Annotated in this window: 10 protein-coding genes; 5 read left to right on the top strand and 5 right to left on the bottom strand. The window is 43.6% G+C overall.

Features of this window, described 5'->3' with window-relative positions:
• Positions 1 to 9 precede the first annotated feature (9 nt).
• Positions 10 to 3,141, bottom strand: coding sequence for a SusC/RagA family TonB-linked outer membrane protein (locus DUL71_RS25910; protein ID WP_114940765.1), 3,132 nt, complete (start codon positions 3,139 to 3,141; stop codon positions 10 to 12).
• Between the two features lie 110 nt (positions 3,142 to 3,251).
• Positions 3,252 to 3,635 carry a hypothetical protein gene (locus DUL71_RS25905; protein ID WP_154402480.1) on the bottom strand — a complete coding sequence of 128 codons (384 nt, stop codon included), beginning with the start codon at positions 3,633 to 3,635 and terminating at the stop codon, positions 3,252 to 3,254.
• 182 nt (positions 3,636 to 3,817) lie between these two features.
• Between DUL71_RS25905 and DUL71_RS25900 the strand changes: the two genes are divergently transcribed.
• Both DUL71_RS25900 and DUL71_RS25895 read left to right on the top strand, forming a co-directional pair.
• Positions 3,818 to 5,746 (top strand): sialate O-acetylesterase, encoded by a 1,929-nt coding sequence (locus DUL71_RS25900; protein ID WP_114940763.1) that lies wholly within the window; start codon positions 3,818 to 3,820, stop codon positions 5,744 to 5,746.
• Positions 5,747 to 5,829: 83 nt separating this feature from the next.
• Complete coding sequence (locus tag DUL71_RS25895; protein WP_114940762.1) at positions 5,830 to 6,642, top strand: SDR family oxidoreductase; 813 nt, start codon at positions 5,830 to 5,832, stop codon at positions 6,640 to 6,642.
• Between the two features lie 72 nt (positions 6,643 to 6,714).
• On the opposite strand, the gene DUL71_RS25890 is transcribed toward DUL71_RS25895, so the two are convergent.
• Entirely contained in the window at positions 6,715 to 7,827 is a 1,113-nt protein-coding gene (locus DUL71_RS25890; RefSeq protein WP_114940761.1) for a glycoside hydrolase family 43 protein, read from the bottom strand.
• A gap of 21 nt (positions 7,828 to 7,848) precedes the next feature.
• Positions 7,849 to 9,975: an alpha-glucuronidase family glycosyl hydrolase gene (locus DUL71_RS25885; RefSeq protein WP_208645651.1), complete on the bottom strand. Its 2,127-nt coding sequence runs from the start codon at positions 9,973 to 9,975 to the stop codon at positions 7,849 to 7,851.
• A 488-nt stretch (positions 9,976 to 10,463) separates the two neighbouring features.
• Between DUL71_RS25885 and DUL71_RS25880 the strand changes: the two genes are divergently transcribed.
• Positions 10,464 to 11,546, top strand: coding sequence for an endo-1,4-beta-xylanase (locus DUL71_RS25880; RefSeq protein ID WP_114940759.1), 1,083 nt, complete (start codon positions 10,464 to 10,466; stop codon positions 11,544 to 11,546).
• Positions 11,547 to 11,557: 11 nt separating this feature from the next.
• Entirely contained in the window at positions 11,558 to 14,140 is a 2,583-nt protein-coding gene (locus tag DUL71_RS25875; RefSeq protein WP_114940758.1) for a glycosyl hydrolase 115 family protein, read from the top strand.
• A 154-nt stretch (positions 14,141 to 14,294) separates the two neighbouring features.
• Here the strand turns inward: DUL71_RS25875 and uxuA are convergent, their stop codons facing one another.
• Complete coding sequence (gene uxuA / locus DUL71_RS25870; protein ID WP_114940757.1) at positions 14,295 to 15,488, bottom strand: mannonate dehydratase; 1,194 nt, start codon at positions 15,486 to 15,488, stop codon at positions 14,295 to 14,297.
• Positions 15,489 to 15,630: 142 nt separating this feature from the next.
• Here uxuA and DUL71_RS25865 point away from each other — a divergent pair, with 142 nt between their 5' ends.
• On the top strand, positions 15,631 to 16,662 hold the full coding sequence (locus DUL71_RS25865) for a LacI family DNA-binding transcriptional regulator (RefSeq protein ID WP_114940756.1): 1,032 nt from the start codon (positions 15,631 to 15,633) through the stop codon (positions 16,660 to 16,662).
• The last annotated feature ends 3 nt before the right edge of the window (positions 16,663 to 16,665 follow it).

Genomic DNA, 16,665 nt, shown 5'->3' with positions numbered 1-16,665 from the left:
CCGTATATTTTAAAATGATACATTAATACCTAATAAATAATTGCGCGTATTAGGTGTGTTATAACCTACAGTAAGTAACCTCCTTTGACCAGAGCCATAAGCCACAGCCATGTTTGCACCATCATTAGCAAACGAGTTTGGTTCAGGATCCATTCCCGACTGCTTGTAGTACGGCGAGAAAAACACAAACGGGTTTTGCGCTGTGGCATAAACCCTTAGCCTTTTCATCCCAATCCGGTTCATCCATTTGCCTTCAAAATTGTAGCCCAGAGTAATGGCACGTACTTTCAGGTATGAGCCATCAAAATAGCCCAGGGTTGATCCGTATTTGGGATTATTACTGTTTTTGGGCCCGTTAGGGTCAGGGAACTGACCGCCAGGGTTGGTGGGGGTCCAATAATTGATATCGATCTGTCCGCGACGACCGTCTTCAAGGTTCAGGTAGCCGTTAGATCCGTATAGGGTACTGTTCAGGATGCCGCCGTTTACAAAAGCGCCAACTACAGTAAGGTCAATAGCCTTGTAGGTAACCTTGGTATTAAAACCACCCTGAAATTTAGGATCGGCATCCAGTATCTGCCTGTCATCCGAACCAATGATACGGCTTGGTGAGCCATCGGCATTGTAACCGCCCGTGTAAAGCACCTTGATCATTCCAACCTGCCCGCCGCTGCCTTCGTATTGTTTTACGGCAGCTGCCTCGCTGGCCTGCCAGATACCGATCTTCTTGTAATCGTATATCACGTTTAACGGGTGTCCTACAAAAAGCCAGTTGCTTTCATCCCTGGTTTGTCCAGAGGCAAGGCTTACAATTTTGTTAACGTTGCGGTATAAGTTTACGCCCGCTTCCCAGCTCCAACCATTTTTATTGTTGATGATCACGCCATTCAACGATACCTCAAAGCCCTTATTCTGTGTAGAACCCACGTTGCCGGTATAGCTGCTCACACCAGATGTTGCTGGCAAGCCAACACTTAATAAAAGATTATTGGTATTGGTTACATACCCTTCAAACGTACCCGACAGGCGATTATCAAACAAAGTAAAATCTAAACCGATGTTTTTGGTTTTTGAAAATTCCCAGCCCAAATTAGGATTAGGCAGCACGGTTACATAATAGCCATTGGCATTGGTACTTCCAAAATTATACGGGCGCACGCTCAATTGGCCAAGCGTAGCATAAGGTGCTACTGACTGGTTAGAGGTTTGACCATAGCCGGCACGCAGTTTTAAGGAGTTTATCCATTGCACACCTTTCATAAATGATTCGCGCGAGATGTTCCAGCCGGCCGAAACCGCAGGATAGCTATGCCATTTATGGCCGGTAGCCAACCTCGACGACGCATCGCTGCGGAAGGTAGCACTGATAAGGTAGCGATCATCGTACGAGTACATGATACGGCCCATGTATGACATCAAACCGCTTTGTGTATACGACTGGCTATTGGGGTCTAAAGTAATGTCATCATTGCTTCCTGTAGAGGTTTGTCCCAGGTTGTAGTACTGAAAAGTATCGCCGGCCAGGTTCCGCCTGCTCAATGAAGAGCTGTTGTAAGTTACCTGCTCCGATGAATACAAAGCAGTTACGTTGATATTGTGTTTTTGCGCGATTGTTTTATCATAAAACAACAGGTTTTCGACGGTCCACTGAGTGGTGAGCGAATTGCTGATTGATGCGCTGTTAGGGTTTGCTGGATCAGAGCTGAATACACCGATACCGGTATAGCTGCCATTTGAGCCCGAACGGAAGTTACCGCCAAGGTTTAAACGATATTTTAAACCATCCACTCCCGGAATTTTCATTTCGCCGTAAAGTGAGTTGTACGATGCAAACTCTTTAGTCCTGTTGGCATATTGGTCGCCAAGGGCATTTAATGTTTTTTTGGTTTGCACCCACTGGATATCCTGCGGCATAGTAACCACACGTTTGGTGCTTCCATCTGCATTAAACGGGTTAGCCAGCGGCGACATGCTCAACACGCCATACATGCCAATGCTTGCACCATCGGTAATACTATAGCTGTTATTGGTAGTAAAACCAACCCTGAACAGCTTACCAATTCCCTGATCAAGCGAACCCCTTAACGAAATACGGTTGTATTGCGAAAGTGGCACCGGTGCTTCGTCACGGTAGTAACCTACACCAAATTTATAGCTGCCTTTTACTGTGCCACCGGTAACACTTACATCATGGTTTGTTACCGCTGCAGGGCGGTAAAATAAATGCTGCCAATCGGTGTTGGTTTTTCCGGTAGTATCTTCATCGGCTCCGGGATTTTTGTTCAATCCGGCCCTTTTTCTTAGTGCAAGATATTTATCAGTCTGCATCATCGGATACTTCAATACATCCTTAAAACCATAATAGCCGGAATAAGCTACCTGTGGTTCCTGACCAACACTTCCTTTTTTGGTAGTGATTAATATTACACCGTTTGCACCGCGCGAACCGTATATAGCTGTTGCCGACGCGTCTTTCAAGATATCAACGCTCCGGATATCATCAGGACTAATATCAGCTATAGTTCCACCAAAAGGGATCCCGTCAAGTACGATCAAAGGATCATTGGAAGCGTTTATAGACCGTGTGCCACGAATACGGATCTGCATGGTTGCGCCCGGTTTTGTAGAGGTTTGCGCAAGTTCCACGCCCGCGACGCGGCCTTGCAGGGCCTGCGCGATATTTGCTGAAGGTACTTCGTTAAGTTTAGCGCCGCTAATGGAAGCTACAGAGCCGGTAACGGCTTCCTTTCGCTGGCTTCCGTAACCGACAACAATAACATCAGTTAAACTTTTAGGTTCAGGCACCAGGGTAACGGTGATACTATTCCGGTTGTTGATTGCCACATCCTGGGTAACATAACCTACAGAAGACACCTGGAGCGACGCGTTTCGTAGGGCCGAGATTTGGAAGCTACCATCAACATCGGTGGTAGTACCAGTCTTTGCTCCTTTTACCCGCACGGCAGCACCGGCCACGCCCTGACCGCGTTCGTCCACCACACGGCCTTTAACAGCAGTATTCTGCGCATACAGGTTAAATGAAAAAAAACTTAGCAGGGCTATCAGCAAAAGCACCGGGGCCCTTTTAAGATGGGGGGTATCACCATCTCTTTCTTTTGTTGTGTAAATTTTTACTCGCATAAATTCATTTTATAATTGGATTGAAGTATAGGGGTTTATAGGGTTCCTTACTGAAAGTCCCCGGTCCTTGACCCGGGAGATTTCGTTTTTTATTTATTAATTGGCTCATCTCACCTGCCTTGCGAAAAGCCTTTGATTTCAATCACGCAATCGATTGCAAAATCAAAGCCTCGGAAACATTTCAGGTTTCTTAAAAAATAGTTTATAATATAATGGTGTAACCAAACGCTTTTCAGCTGTTTTGGTCTTTTAAATCCGGTTATATTCAGAAGTTCTTCCTTTGTATTGCACGCAAAATCATGACACAAATGATCAATCTTATTTTCTGACGCTTTAGGGTTTCTTATAAGCGCCAATACAACAAGGCGCCATTTATGAAGAAAAAGCAACGCAAAGCCATCAGAATTATCACTCAAAATACCTGATTGAGCAATCGATTGCCATTCAAAAGGTAAATTAAGGATAAAGCTCAGTTGGCTATTTACGCCTCTCATGCGGTTATTCATATAAAAAGAAGAAAATTAGTCTATTAAAATTGGCGATTGCAAGGTAATATATTTTTTTTAATGCGCAATCGATTGCAGTATTATTTTTTATTTATAACTTACATCGCTCTTAAAACCATGTTTTGAACCACTGTCGGATAGCCCACCATTTATTATAAACTACTGTAGATATGATACTTAAGAAATCACTTGGTCTGATTGCGATTGTGCTGACCAGCCTTATTGCACGTGCCGAAGTACGCCTGCCTGCCATAATAAGTGACGGTATGGTACTGCAACGCAATCAAAAAATCAAAATATGGGGATGGGCCGCTCCTTCGGAGCATGTTACCATTCTATTCAGAAACAGGAAATTTAAAACCCTTGCTTCCGGTGACGGGAAGTGGCTGATAACGCTGCCAGCAACGGAAGCCGGAGGACCATATACAATAAACATTGACGGATCAAACCACATTCAATTAAAAGATGTACTTATTGGCGATGTATGGATGTGTTCGGGTCAATCAAATATGGTACACCAGATGGAACTGCACAAAGTGCGTTATGCAAAAGAGATTGCCGGTGCAAATAACCCCGCTATCCGGCAATTCGGTATAAGCAATAAGGCCAATATGCAAAATCCGCAAGAAGATGTTCCGGGTGGCAAATGGAAAAAAGCTGACTCTGCCAGCATTGGTGAGTTTTCGGCCGTAGCGTATTTTTTTGCCAACGCGCTTTATCAGAAATACCACGTACCTATTGGTTTGATCAATTCGAGCTGGGGTGGTACCCCTATTGAGGCCTGGATGAGCGAAGAAAGTCTGAAAGATTTTGCCGATATTGAACACATAATTAAAAGGAACAGGGATACAGCGTTCCTAAACAGTTTGAGAAAAGATGCGTCGGCAAATAAACCTATGCCCTATCCGCAGGATAAGGGGCTTACCGAAAAGTGGTTTGATCCTGAATACATAACCAAAGGATGGCGTAGAATTGCTGTTCCGGGATACTGGGAAGACCAGGGTGTTCACAACCTCGACGGCGTGGTATGGTATCGCCGCGAGATCAGCATTCCGCAAACCATGCTCAACCCGCAGGCCAAAATCTTTTTGGGAAGAATAGTGGATGCAGATGTAGTTTACATTAACGGTAAACAGATCGGCTCGACATCTTATATGTACCCCCAGCGGCGATATAACATTCCTCCAAATACCCTCAAACCCGGGAAAAACCTGATCGTTGTCCGCGTTACCAACAATTCGGGCAAGGGGGGTTTTGTGCCCGATAAACCATACCAGCTTATTTCTGGCGCCGATACCATTGACCTTACAGGCTACTGGCAATATAAAGTGGGATTGGTAAACAAACCGCAGCGTAACGCAACCGGCGGGGGCATCGCGTTTCAAAATCAACCAACGGCTTTGTTCAATTCAATGATAGCGCCTATTACTAATTATAACATTAAAGGCTTTGTATGGTACCAGGGCGAATCAAATACCGGCAACCCGGCCCAATATGCAAAACTCCAACCGAGCATGATCCGCGACTGGCGGCTAAAATGGCAAATGACCGATGCGCCTTTCTTGTTTGTGCAGCTTCCGGGGTTTATGGAAATGAACTATTTGCCGTCCGAAAGTCAATGGGCCGAATTTCGCGAAGCCCAGGTAAGTTCATTGTCCGTCGCTAACACAGCGATGGCTGTAGCTATTGACCTTGGCGAATGGAACGATATCCATCCGGATGCCAAAAAAGAGGTTGGCGAAAGATTGGCCCTCCAGGCAGAAAAGCTTGCCTACGGCGATAAAAAAATCGTTGCGTCCGGTCCTGTTTTTCAATCAGCAAAAGCTGATGGCGATAAGATCATCGTCACCTTTGATTCTTCGGGTTCGGGACTTAGTACCAAAGACGGCGACGAACCGCAGGAATTCGCCATAGCCGGAGCCGATAAAATTTTTTCCTGGGCCAAAGCCACCATTGACGGCAATACCGTGGTATTAAGTAGTAGCGATGTGTCTCATCCGCTGTACGTTCGGTATGCATGGGCAGATAACCCGGTCAATCCTAATTTAATCAATAACGAAGGCTTACCGGCAATGCCGTTTCGTACAGATAAGCCATAACTATCCTGGTATTACCACAGGCTCAATTATATACAACAAATAAAACCACATAAAACTCAAAGGCGTATTTGCCAATATCATATATGGATAATTTTTCACTAAGCAACAAAGTAATCGTGGTAACCGGCGGAACCGGGATATTAGGGCAAGCTTTTATTAACGGCATTGCACAGGCGGGCGGCGCTGTTGCCATACTTGGCCGGAACAAAGAAATAGCAGAACAGCGGGTAGCCCAATTACAGCAAAACGGCACTAAAGCCCTGGCACTCATTGCCGATGTAACCATTGAGCATGAACTAAAAGCTGCGCGCCAATTAGTACTGGATACGTTTGGAAAAATTGACGGATTGGTTAATGCCGCCGGCGGTAATATGCCTGGGGGCATTATACAGCCAGACGACAGCATTTTTTCGTTTGATATGGAAGCACTCCGGCAGGTAATTAACCTTAACCTATTCGGCACCATTTTACCTACCCGGATATTTGGTGAAGCTATTGCTAAAAACGGAAGCGGGAGTATCGTGAATATTTCATCAATGGCATCACAACAGGCCATTACCAAAGTCTTGGGATACAGTTTAGCTAAAGGCGCGGTAGATACTTTTACCAAATGGTTTGCGGTAGAACTTGCCAACCGCTATGGCGACAGGATCCGGAGCAATGCTATTGCCCCCGGATTTTTCCTTACCGAGCAAAATAAAAACTTATTAACTACCCCTATTGGCTCCTATACCGAACGTGGAAACCTCGTAATTGATAAAACACCGTTTAAACGGTTTGGTGCGCCCGATGAACTGGTTGGCGCATTAGTTTGGCTACTTAGCGATGCTTCCCGGTTTGTGACGGGGACTGTTATCACTGTTGATGGCGGCTTTTCTATCTTTAGCGGGGTATAATCGAGTTCCTGCATAAAAAAATTCTCTACCGTTTCTAAATTCAGAAACGGTAGAGAATTGTAAAACAATCAATTACAAAAATGGATCGATCAGCTTAATTGATCCATCTGCATTATGTTCAAGGGTTGTTACTTTTACATTACGCAAATGCGTTTTGCCTGACAACTGGGTATCATGGTAAAAAATATACCACTTGCCCTTAACCTCTATAATGGAGTGGTGAGTTGTCCAGCCTTGCACAGGCTTCATAAATACGCCTTTGTAAGTAAATGGCCCCAATGGACTATCGCCTATAGCGTAACAAAGAAAATGTGTATCACCGGTTGAATAAGTAAGATAGTATTTACCATTATATTTATGCATCCAGGAGCCTTCAAAAAAGCGTCGGTCGTGATCTTTGGTCAGTAGCGGTTTACCCAGGCTGTCTACAATTACGGCATCTTTCACAGCACCGTCAAAGCTTTTCATATCGGGTTTAAGCAGGGCAACCTTGCAGCTTATAGCCGGGGCATCTTCCTGTTTTGAATCTGTTTTTGAGCCATTGGCATCATACTTTCCATTAATCCAGCGCTGAAGCTGTCCACCCCAAATACCGCCGAAATACATATAAGTTTTGCCATCGCTATCGGTAAATACAGCAGGGTCAATACTATAGCTTCCTGCTATTGGTTCGGGTTCGGCTTTAAAAGGGCCAACCGGACTGGCCGACGTTGCTACGCCAATATGGAATACATCTTTTTTATCCTTTACCGGGAAGTACAGGTAGTAAGTGCCATCCTTAAAAGCCACATCAGGCGCCCAGAGTTGACGGCCCGCCCAGGGAATATCCTTAATATCAAGCGCAACGCCGTTATCTGTAACCTTGCCACCAACGCTATCCATCGAAAGGATATGGTAATCTTTCATGGCAAAATGATCTCCGTTATCATTTTCGGGGATACCCGCGTTGATATCATGAGATGGGTAGATGTAAATTTTGCCGTTAAATACATGTGTCGACGGATCTGCTGTATAAATTGAACTAATAAGTGGCTGTGACAGATATTTTGTCTTTTCCCCGGTATCTGCTTTTGTGCTGTCGGCCGCGTTGGCTGTTTTGGAATTTGATGAGTTACACGCGCTAAAAAGGCACAGGGGTGCAAAAAGCGTAACGATTAACTTTGATGTTGTAAAATACTGCTTCATTGGCTTGGGTTTATGATGATTTTAATTGGTCATGTAATTATTGCCTCCTATGCCAGGTACATAGTAAAACTTCAGTTTTTTGTAATAATCTAAAGGATGTTCAGGCTTAGGGTACCCGGCTCCTGTCTGCATTTTAGAAAATGTCTGAAAATATAAAACACAGGCATCGCGCCAGGTTACGGCTTCTTTATACTGAAGCTGCATTAGCTGTTTCACTTCCATAAAACGTTCAGCATCTATTTTACCTTGCAATTTATCCCAGGTGAGGCCCATTTGTTTAACCGAATCAACACCTGTGTAGTAATGCCAAACCAGCTCGTCCCATAACGTTCTGCCCGAACGCATTTTATACTTCCAGCTCAAATGATGAAACCAAAGCAGGTATTCGTCGGGGCAGGTTTGCAGGTTTTCCCAGTCCGCCTTAACCTCTGGTGCGTATTGCCTTAATGCACCACTCCCGAACGTAGTACGGTCAAAACCTATCCCGGCCGAATCGGCTTTGTGGTAATAAGTAGCATTCCAATCAGGGCGGCCTGCATTATCCACCCACGGGCCGGGGCCATAGTGTGTTGATACGCCCATGATATGGTGCAAACCAAGCGGGGTCATATAGTTGACAGTATTTTCCCTTGACTGCAGCATAATGTTTTTTACTGGCGATACAAAGCCGGCATTGTTTGTAAAAGTCATACGGAGCCAGTCGGTAGCAATAACCGCGGGCGATTGATCCGGGTTCCAGGCCATACGACCGAACGCGTACCAGTTAGCTTGCCCAAAAGGGTGACCACACCAGTTTAAATCGGCACCAACGTTAGCTACACCAGCCATACCGGTTATCAGTTTCTTATTAAAATCGCCTTTAATTACCCTTGCCACGGTTGAGCCTTTACCATATTTGTGGGTGTCAGATTGCAGGCATTCTGCAAATAAGGGCGCTTCATAAACCAGGTGGGTTGAAAAACCAAGATACTCCTGCGTTAGCTGAAATTCCATCATCAGCGGGGTATTGGGCATAGCGCCAAACAAGGGATGAAAAGGTTCTCGCGGCTGAAAATCAATAGGGCCGTTTTTAACCTGGATGATCACGTTATCTTTAAATTTCCCGTCAAACGGTTTGAATTCGTTATAAGCCTGTTTGAATCTATCATCGGGCACTTTGTTATCGTATACAAAAGCGCGCCACATTACTATGCCGTGGTGTGGGGCCAAAACATCTGCCAGCATATTGGCGCCATCGGCATGGGTACGACTGTAACTTTGCGGACCAGGTTGCCCCTCTGAATTGGCTTTCACCAAAAATCCGCCAAAATCAGGGATGTAGCTATAAATTTCATCAGCCTTATCGGCCCACCATTTTTTCACAGCAGGGTCAAGCGGATCGGCAGTTTTTAGTCCGCCCAACTCAACCGGGCTGCTGAATTTTACCGACAGGTAAATTCTGATACCATACGTTCTGAAAACGTTGGCCAGCGCCTGCACTTTCAATAAATATTGCGGTGAGAGGATCAACGCATCGGCATTTACATTATTCACTACCGAGCCATTGATACCCACCGATGCATTAGCCCGGGCATAGTCAATATAACGCTGATCGATAATGTCTGGCAGCTTATGCCAGTTCCAGATAGATGAACCGGCATATCCCCGCTCAACAGTGCGGTTTAGGTTATCCCAATGATCCAGCACCCGGTACATTAAACGCGGATGATCAGCGATATTTAACTTACTGATCGGCTGATTGGTCTGGATGAGTTTTAAAAAATTAAAAACGCCGTACAACACCCCAACATCGGTATTAGCAGCTATAAGGGTGCATTGTTTTTTGTTGATCAGGGTTGTTTTGATAAGATAGCCCTCATCTCCGACACTGTCAGAAACTGCTATCGATAAGGACTTTAAAGATTGCCTCGTGCCAATTACAACAGTTTGTCCTCCGGTTATATCCTTGACCTCTGATGGTTTTGTTGCAAGCATTCCATCCAATCCCATCAACAATTCGGCTTTAGCGGCCTTTAGCTGGTCGGACGTTGCCGGAAATACGACGTATCGTAATTGCAGCCTGTAGGCGCCTGCGAGTTGTTCATTGTTTACCCTATTATATTCAAGCCATAACTTATAACCATTGTCTGCACGGGATTTGCTTATCATCACAATGCAAAACAGCAGGCACAGACATGAACACTTCAACAAATATTTAGGCATAAAATTTTTAATTCAGCTTAGCAACATTTTATAATACTAACAAAAAAACAGCTTTATAAGAATTGCAAATAATTTGGCCGATAACTTATCGTCATCAACGATGGTTTATAATTCATTAAGACTATGCAATCGATTGCAAATATAAAAAACCTTTTGAAAATCAAAGCACATAGTGCTCTTTTTTACACAGCTATTTGTTACTGCTTATGCGCAATTGGCCAGTTATAAAGATCTGGCGTTTCGCGTGCGCCAGAATGTGCCATGACTTTATTGGTGGATTACCGTTTATAATTAAGCTATCGTGAATAAAAGTAACTCAATACGCTGCCAACCAGCATCCTCAGAATGTATCATTATTGTTATTTGTACAATCGATTGCACAAATCGTATTTTTAGATTTATATTGCCACCTCACAACCGCAACTATAAACCACATGAAAACAAAAATCTATATCACGGCCATGCTGCTGTATTTAACCAACATCGCTATCACCCCGGCTCAAACTCTATCGCATAAGGGCTTGAAAGATTACTATAAAAATTATTTCCCGGTTGGCGTAGCAGTAAACCTCGCGGCCCTCTCTGACACAGCCGAACGAAATCTGATATGTAATCAGTTTAACAGCATTACCCCTGAAAACGCGATGAAAATGGGGCCTATCCATCCGGAAGAAAACCGTTACTATTGGCGCGACGCTGACTCAATCGTTGCTTTTGCTCAAACACATCACATTAGGATAAGAGGACATAATTTGTGCTGGCATAACCAGGTGCCAAACTGGATCTTTTACGATGGAAATAAAAAACTGGTAACTAAAGAGATATTATTAAAACGGCTTAAAGACCATATCAACACTGTTGTAGGCAGATATAAAGGCAAAATTTATGCATGGGACGTTGTTAATGAAGCCGTATCTGATGATAGCACACAACTCCTTCGTAATTCATTATGGTATAAGATCTGCGGCGAGGATTTTATTTTTAAAGCCTTTGAATACGCTCACGAAGCTGATCCTAACGCTATCCTGTTTTACAACGATTATAACACAGAAAGGCCAGGGAAGAGAGAACGGGTTTATAGGCTGTTAAAAAAACTTATTGACGCCAGGGTTCCGGTTAATGCTGTTGGCTTACAAGCGCATTGGTCATTAAACGAACCTACAGTACTGGAACTTACCAGGGCTATAGAAGAGTATGCCTCCCTTGGCCTAAAAATCCAAATCACCGAACTTGATATTTCCGTTTATCCCAATGAAAACGGCAACCGGGCCCTGAAAGATGCTGAAAATACAGCATTTACACCCGAGCGGGCTAAAAAACAGGCCGAGCAATATACCAGAGTATTTGAAATATTTAGAAAATACCGGAAATATATCACTGGTGTTACATTTTGGAATTTATCGGATAAATACAGCTGGCTGGACAATTTTCCGGTACGGGACAGAAAAAACTATCCTTTACTTTTTGATCAGTCGCTTCAGCCGAAACAAGCTTTTTGGGATGTCGTAAAATTTTAACGAATAATAATATGCTGAGAAAAAGTTTTTTATTACCCCTTGTAATTTTCGCTACGATAGTTTCTAAAAATATAGCTGCAGCTCAATCACCGGGCCACCCAAACTTAATAACCGAAAAAATGGTGCCTGGTTATTTTCCGCTTGTCGGTCACGCCGGCGCGTCCTCAGTTTGGTTAAGCGATAATGAATGGCCTGCCGTTCGTTTGGCAGCCGGTAGCTTTTTGAAAGATATATATGCAGTAACAGGTAAGCATGCGCTTTTTGCGCCATCACCCAAAGCAAAAAAAATTGTAATTATTGGCACACTTGGAAAAAACCCGGTGATTGACAACATGGTAACAAAAGGGCAGTTAAACACAAGTAGCGTTGCCGGCAAATGGGAAACTTACCTCATACAAACCGTTAAAAGCCCCTTACCCGGAGTTGATCAGGCACTTGTAATTGCCGGAAGTGATAAACGCGGTACGGTTTTCGGCGTATATGATCTGTCTGCACAAATAGGCATGTCTCCGTGGTATTGGTGGGCAGATGTGCCTCCGGCGCAAAAAAAGGAGATTTATGTTAACCCGCTCAGGCACACAGACGGCACACCCGCTGTAAAATACAGGGGTATTTTTATTAATGACGAAGCGCCGGCTTTTTCCGGCTGGGCGCGTGAAAAATTCGGCGGGATCAATCACCTTGTTTACGAAAAAGTGTTTGAGCTTATTTTACGCTTAAAAGGCAACTACTTATGGCCGGCCATGTGGGGCAGCGCGTTTAATGCTGATGATAAACAAAGCCCCATACTGGCAGATCAATATGGCGTGGTGATGGGTACTTCACATCACGAACCTATGGACAGGGCCCAGCAAGAATGGAAAAAACACGGTACAGGCGAATGGAACTATGAAAATAACAAAGAGGTACTACAGGAGTTTTGGCGGCAAGGAATTGAAAACATGGGCGACAAAGAAACCATTGTTACAATTGGTATGCGCGGCGACGGGGATAAACCGATGACCGAAGGCAGCAATATTGCCCTGCTTGAAAGTATAGTGCAAGACCAACGCAAGATAATAGGCGATGTATTGAAAAAGTCACCCGAAAAAGTACCGCAAATGTGGGCCTTGTATAAAGAAGTGCAGGATTACTACGATAAAGGGATGCGTGTGCCTGATGACGTTACCCTTTTATTATGTGACGATAACTGGGGTAATATCCGCAAACTGCCTTCATTAACTTCGGCACCCCGAAAAGGTGGATACGGTATTTATTATCATTTTGATTACGTTGGAGGCCCAAGAAACTACAAATGGCTTAACACCAACAGCATATCAAAAACCTGGGAGCAAATGCACCTCGCATACGCTTACAACGCAAGGCAGATTTGGGTTGTGAATGTTGGCGACCTGAAACCGATGGAATATCCAATTAGTTTTTTCCTGGATTATGCGTGGAACCCGGAAAAGTGGTCGGCCTCAAACCTTAAACAATATGCGCGGGATTGGGCGGGCCAGCAATTTGGTTTAAAATATGCCACGAACATTGCGGACATGCTGACGCGTTATACCATGTATAATGCAAGATGCAAACCCGAACTGTTAAATCAAAACACGTACAGCCTCACCAATTACAGCGAATTTCAACGCGTTGTAAGTGATTACAATCACCTGTTAACAGAAGCTGAACAGCTTGGCAAAAAGCTATCCCTCAAATATCAAGATGCATATTACCAGCTCGTGCTGCATCCCATACAAGCTTGCGCCAACTTAAATGAAATGTATTTTGAAGTTGCAAAAAACAATTTCTACGCGCAAGCCGGAAATTTCTCCGGGGCTAAATTGTCGGCTGATAAAGTAAAAAGGTTGTTCGCCCGCGACCAGGAAATATCAAACTATTATAACGACACACTTGCCGGAGGAAAATGGCGCCACATGATGGATCAAACTCATATAGGCTATGAATCATGGTTCGATCCAAAAAACAACAAGATGCCTGCTTTACGTGAAGCAGCCTCGCGTGGTTCGGCTGCCGATACATTAGGAAAAGACCTTAACCTTTTACCGGGAAATTTAATATCCGGAAAGGGTAAACCAAGCGGTTTCACGGCTATCGAGGCAGAACATTATTCGCGCGCTATATCATCAAAAAGCATAAACTGGTTAACTATTCCTGATTTCGGGAACACCAAATCCGGCGTTACTCCCAGCCCCGTTACGGCCACGCGTTTAACTCCCGGCGGGAAATCTCCTCATTTGGAATACGATATTAATTTTACAGATACAGGATCAGTTGCAATAACCTGTTACATTACTCCAACGCTTGATTTCAAAAATACAGACGGGTTATATTATGCTATATCTGTAGATGAAGCACTGCCACAGCTTATTAATATAGCACCGAAAGTTGATGGAAAAGATTGGGCTGCCGCGGTATCAGATAACATCAGGAAACTTACAACAGTACATCGTATCGACCAGCCGGGAAAACACACCGTTAAATATTGGATGGTTGACCCTGCCGTTGTTTTGGAGAAGGTTGTGATTAATACCGGCGGCCTGAAACCATCCTATCTTGGCCCGCCTGAAACCACTATTTTAAACAATAAATAATATAATACCGAGCTACCGTAAATTGCATATTGAAGAAACAATTTACGGTAGCAAAATTAATTAAAAGAATGTGCCTTCTTTAGCGAGCACAAATGCCGTGTCTTTATTTGAAAATCAGCTGCTTTAAATAACGATCCAAATACCCTTAAGCTTATCAATTGTTCAGCATCCGCCTGATACCGAGCTCCAGGCCTCTTAACTCTGCCAACCCCTTTAATCGCCCTGTAACAGAATATCCGGGATATGTTTGATAATTGTAGTCGTCGAGTATTTTATGGCCATGATCCGGACGCATGGGGATTGCCAGATCACTTCGGCCCGCTTTTTCACGTCTTAATTGTTCATCCACAACCGCTTTCATTACGGCAAACATGTCGGTATCGCCGCTTAAGTGTTCGGCTTCGTAAAAGCTTCCATCAGGTTCCCTGCAAACATTCCGCAAATGCAAAAAATGAATGTGTGCTCCCAAACGATTTATAATACCAGGAATATCATTGATTTTATTTGCCCCCAAAGAACCGGTACAGAGCGTAATGCCATTGCTCACAGAATGGCACATGTTAACAACTTCAACAAGGTCTTCCTCGCACTTAACAACCCTTGGGAGCCCTAAAATGGCAAACGGGGGGTCGTCTGGATGGATACACATTTTTATGCCGAGTTTTTCGGCGTAAGGTATCACCGCTTTTAAAAAATAACGAAGATTCTCTTTTAGTTTTTGTTCATTAACAGTAGCGTATTTTTCAAGGTATATTTTAAATTCATTTATCGTGAACACCTCGTCAGTACCAGGGAGCCCAGCTAAAATAGTGTTGGTTAAAAGTTGCTTTTCCGTATCTTTTAAAGTATCCAGGTATGTTTTGGCTGCCAATTGTTGCGCCGGGCTAAATTCTTTAAAGGCATCATCTCTTTGAAGGATATAAAGATCGAATGCCGCCAAGGCTGGTGCATGGTACCTTAATGCCGAAGCGTTGTTTGGCAAACGGAAATCCAGGTGAGTGCGCGTCCAATCCAATACCGGCATAAAATTATAACATACCGTATAGATGCCGGCTGCCGAAAGGTTGGTAAGCGTTTCAATATAATTTGAAATATAGTGGTCGCGTGCCGCAGTGCCCATTTTAATGCTTTCGTGAACATTAACGCTTTCGACAACCGACCAACTGAACCCGGCTTTATTGATTATTTCTTTCCGCTCAAGTATTTCATCAACGCCCCATATTTCGCCACAAGGTATATGATGCAATGCATTGACAATACCAGTTGCGCCGGTTTGTGCGATGGCCAACAAAGAAACCGGATCTGAAGGGCCAAACCACCTGAATGTTTGTTCTAATTTAGGAATCATTTTTATTCAATTTGGAAGCTATCATATGTGCCTGCAGGTTTACGCCTCAAATATAATGCAATCGATTGCATTATAAATCTTCTTTTTATCTTTTATTTATATATTTATACCCTGAATCAAAAGTTAAACACCCGACAATAACGTGCATAAAGAAATAACCATTTATGATATTGCGGCCCGCCTCAACGTTTCGGCTGCAACAGTTAGCCGGGCATTGAAAGATCATCCGAGGGTTAGTAAGGCTACCAAAAAACTGATTGCCAAAACAGCCGACGAAATGGGTTACCGATCTAATTCGATAGCAAGTAACCTGCGAAAAAAGCAGAGCAACATAATAGGTGTAATTGTTCCGAGGTTGAATAGCAATTTTATGGCTGACGTACTTGCGGGTATCGAAAAAGTTGCCAACAGCAATAACTATAACCTCTTTATCAGCCAATCGCTTGAGAGTACAAAAAAGGAGGCAAGCAATGCCAAAGCGATGCTCAATAACCGTGTAGATGGGTTACTGGTTTCAGTAGCTTATGACACAACAGATTTTGATCATTTTGAACCGTTCATCAAACGAAACGTCCCGATAATATTTTTTGACAGGGTATTTGAACATGAATCATGCCCGCAAATCTATATTGATAACTTTAAAGCTGCTCATGATATTACAGACCACCTTATAAAACAAGGGAGCAAACGGATAGTTCATATTGGCGGTAACCAATTACGTAATGTATATTCTGAACGATTTCAGGGCTACAAAAGGGCTTTAGAGGAAAACAATTTAACTTTTGACAAAAACCTGGTAATAATAAACGATCTGACAAGCAAATCGGGTGCGGAGGCAGCGCAAGAAATTCTGAAAATGTCTCCCCTACCCGACGGTTTGTTTGTGGCAAATGATATTTGTGCCATCGGTTGTATGCAGGTATTAAAAAAAGAAGGAATAAATATCCCTGCCGATATAGCAGTTGCCGGATTTAATAATGATCCAACCGCCACAGTTATCGAACCTTCCCTTACAACGGTAAATTATAAAGGTTATGAAATGGGCGAAGTTGCCGCAAAGTTGATGATTAATCGCCTCGTCGATAAAAACGATTTTCAGGAAACACACAGCTTGATACTTAGATCTGAGCTAATAATTCGGGAATCGTCACTCAGAAACAATACGAAGAAATGATAT

Source organism: Mucilaginibacter endophyticus (assembly GCF_003351025.1).
In the GTDB taxonomy this organism is placed as follows: domain Bacteria; phylum Bacteroidota; class Bacteroidia; order Sphingobacteriales; family Sphingobacteriaceae; genus Mucilaginibacter; species Mucilaginibacter endophyticus.
Note: the sequence above shows the minus strand (reverse complement) of the source record. Positions and strands in the feature narration are given on the sequence as shown.

Excerpts from the sequence above, each read along its gene's own strand:
- DUL71_RS25910 (WP_114940765.1), bottom strand. The coding sequence starts at position 3,141 with ATGCGAGTAAAAATTTACACAACAAAAGAAAGAGATGGTGATACCCCC.
- DUL71_RS25905 (WP_154402480.1), bottom strand. The coding sequence starts at position 3,635 with ATGAGAGGCGTAAATAGCCAACTGAGCTTTATCCTTAATTTACCTTTT.
- DUL71_RS25900 (WP_114940763.1), top strand. The coding sequence starts at position 3,818 with ATGATACTTAAGAAATCACTTGGTCTGATTGCGATTGTGCTGACCAGC.
- DUL71_RS25895 (WP_114940762.1), top strand. The coding sequence starts at position 5,830 with ATGGATAATTTTTCACTAAGCAACAAAGTAATCGTGGTAACCGGCGGA.
- DUL71_RS25890 (WP_114940761.1), bottom strand. The coding sequence starts at position 7,827 with ATGAAGCAGTATTTTACAACATCAAAGTTAATCGTTACGCTTTTTGCA.
- DUL71_RS25885 (WP_208645651.1), bottom strand. The coding sequence starts at position 9,975 with ATGATAAGCAAATCCCGTGCAGACAATGGTTATAAGTTATGGCTTGAA.
- DUL71_RS25880 (WP_114940759.1), top strand. The coding sequence starts at position 10,464 with ATGAAAACAAAAATCTATATCACGGCCATGCTGCTGTATTTAACCAAC.
- DUL71_RS25875 (WP_114940758.1), top strand. The coding sequence starts at position 11,558 with ATGCTGAGAAAAAGTTTTTTATTACCCCTTGTAATTTTCGCTACGATA.
- uxuA (WP_114940757.1), bottom strand. The coding sequence starts at position 15,488 with ATGATTCCTAAATTAGAACAAACATTCAGGTGGTTTGGCCCTTCAGAT.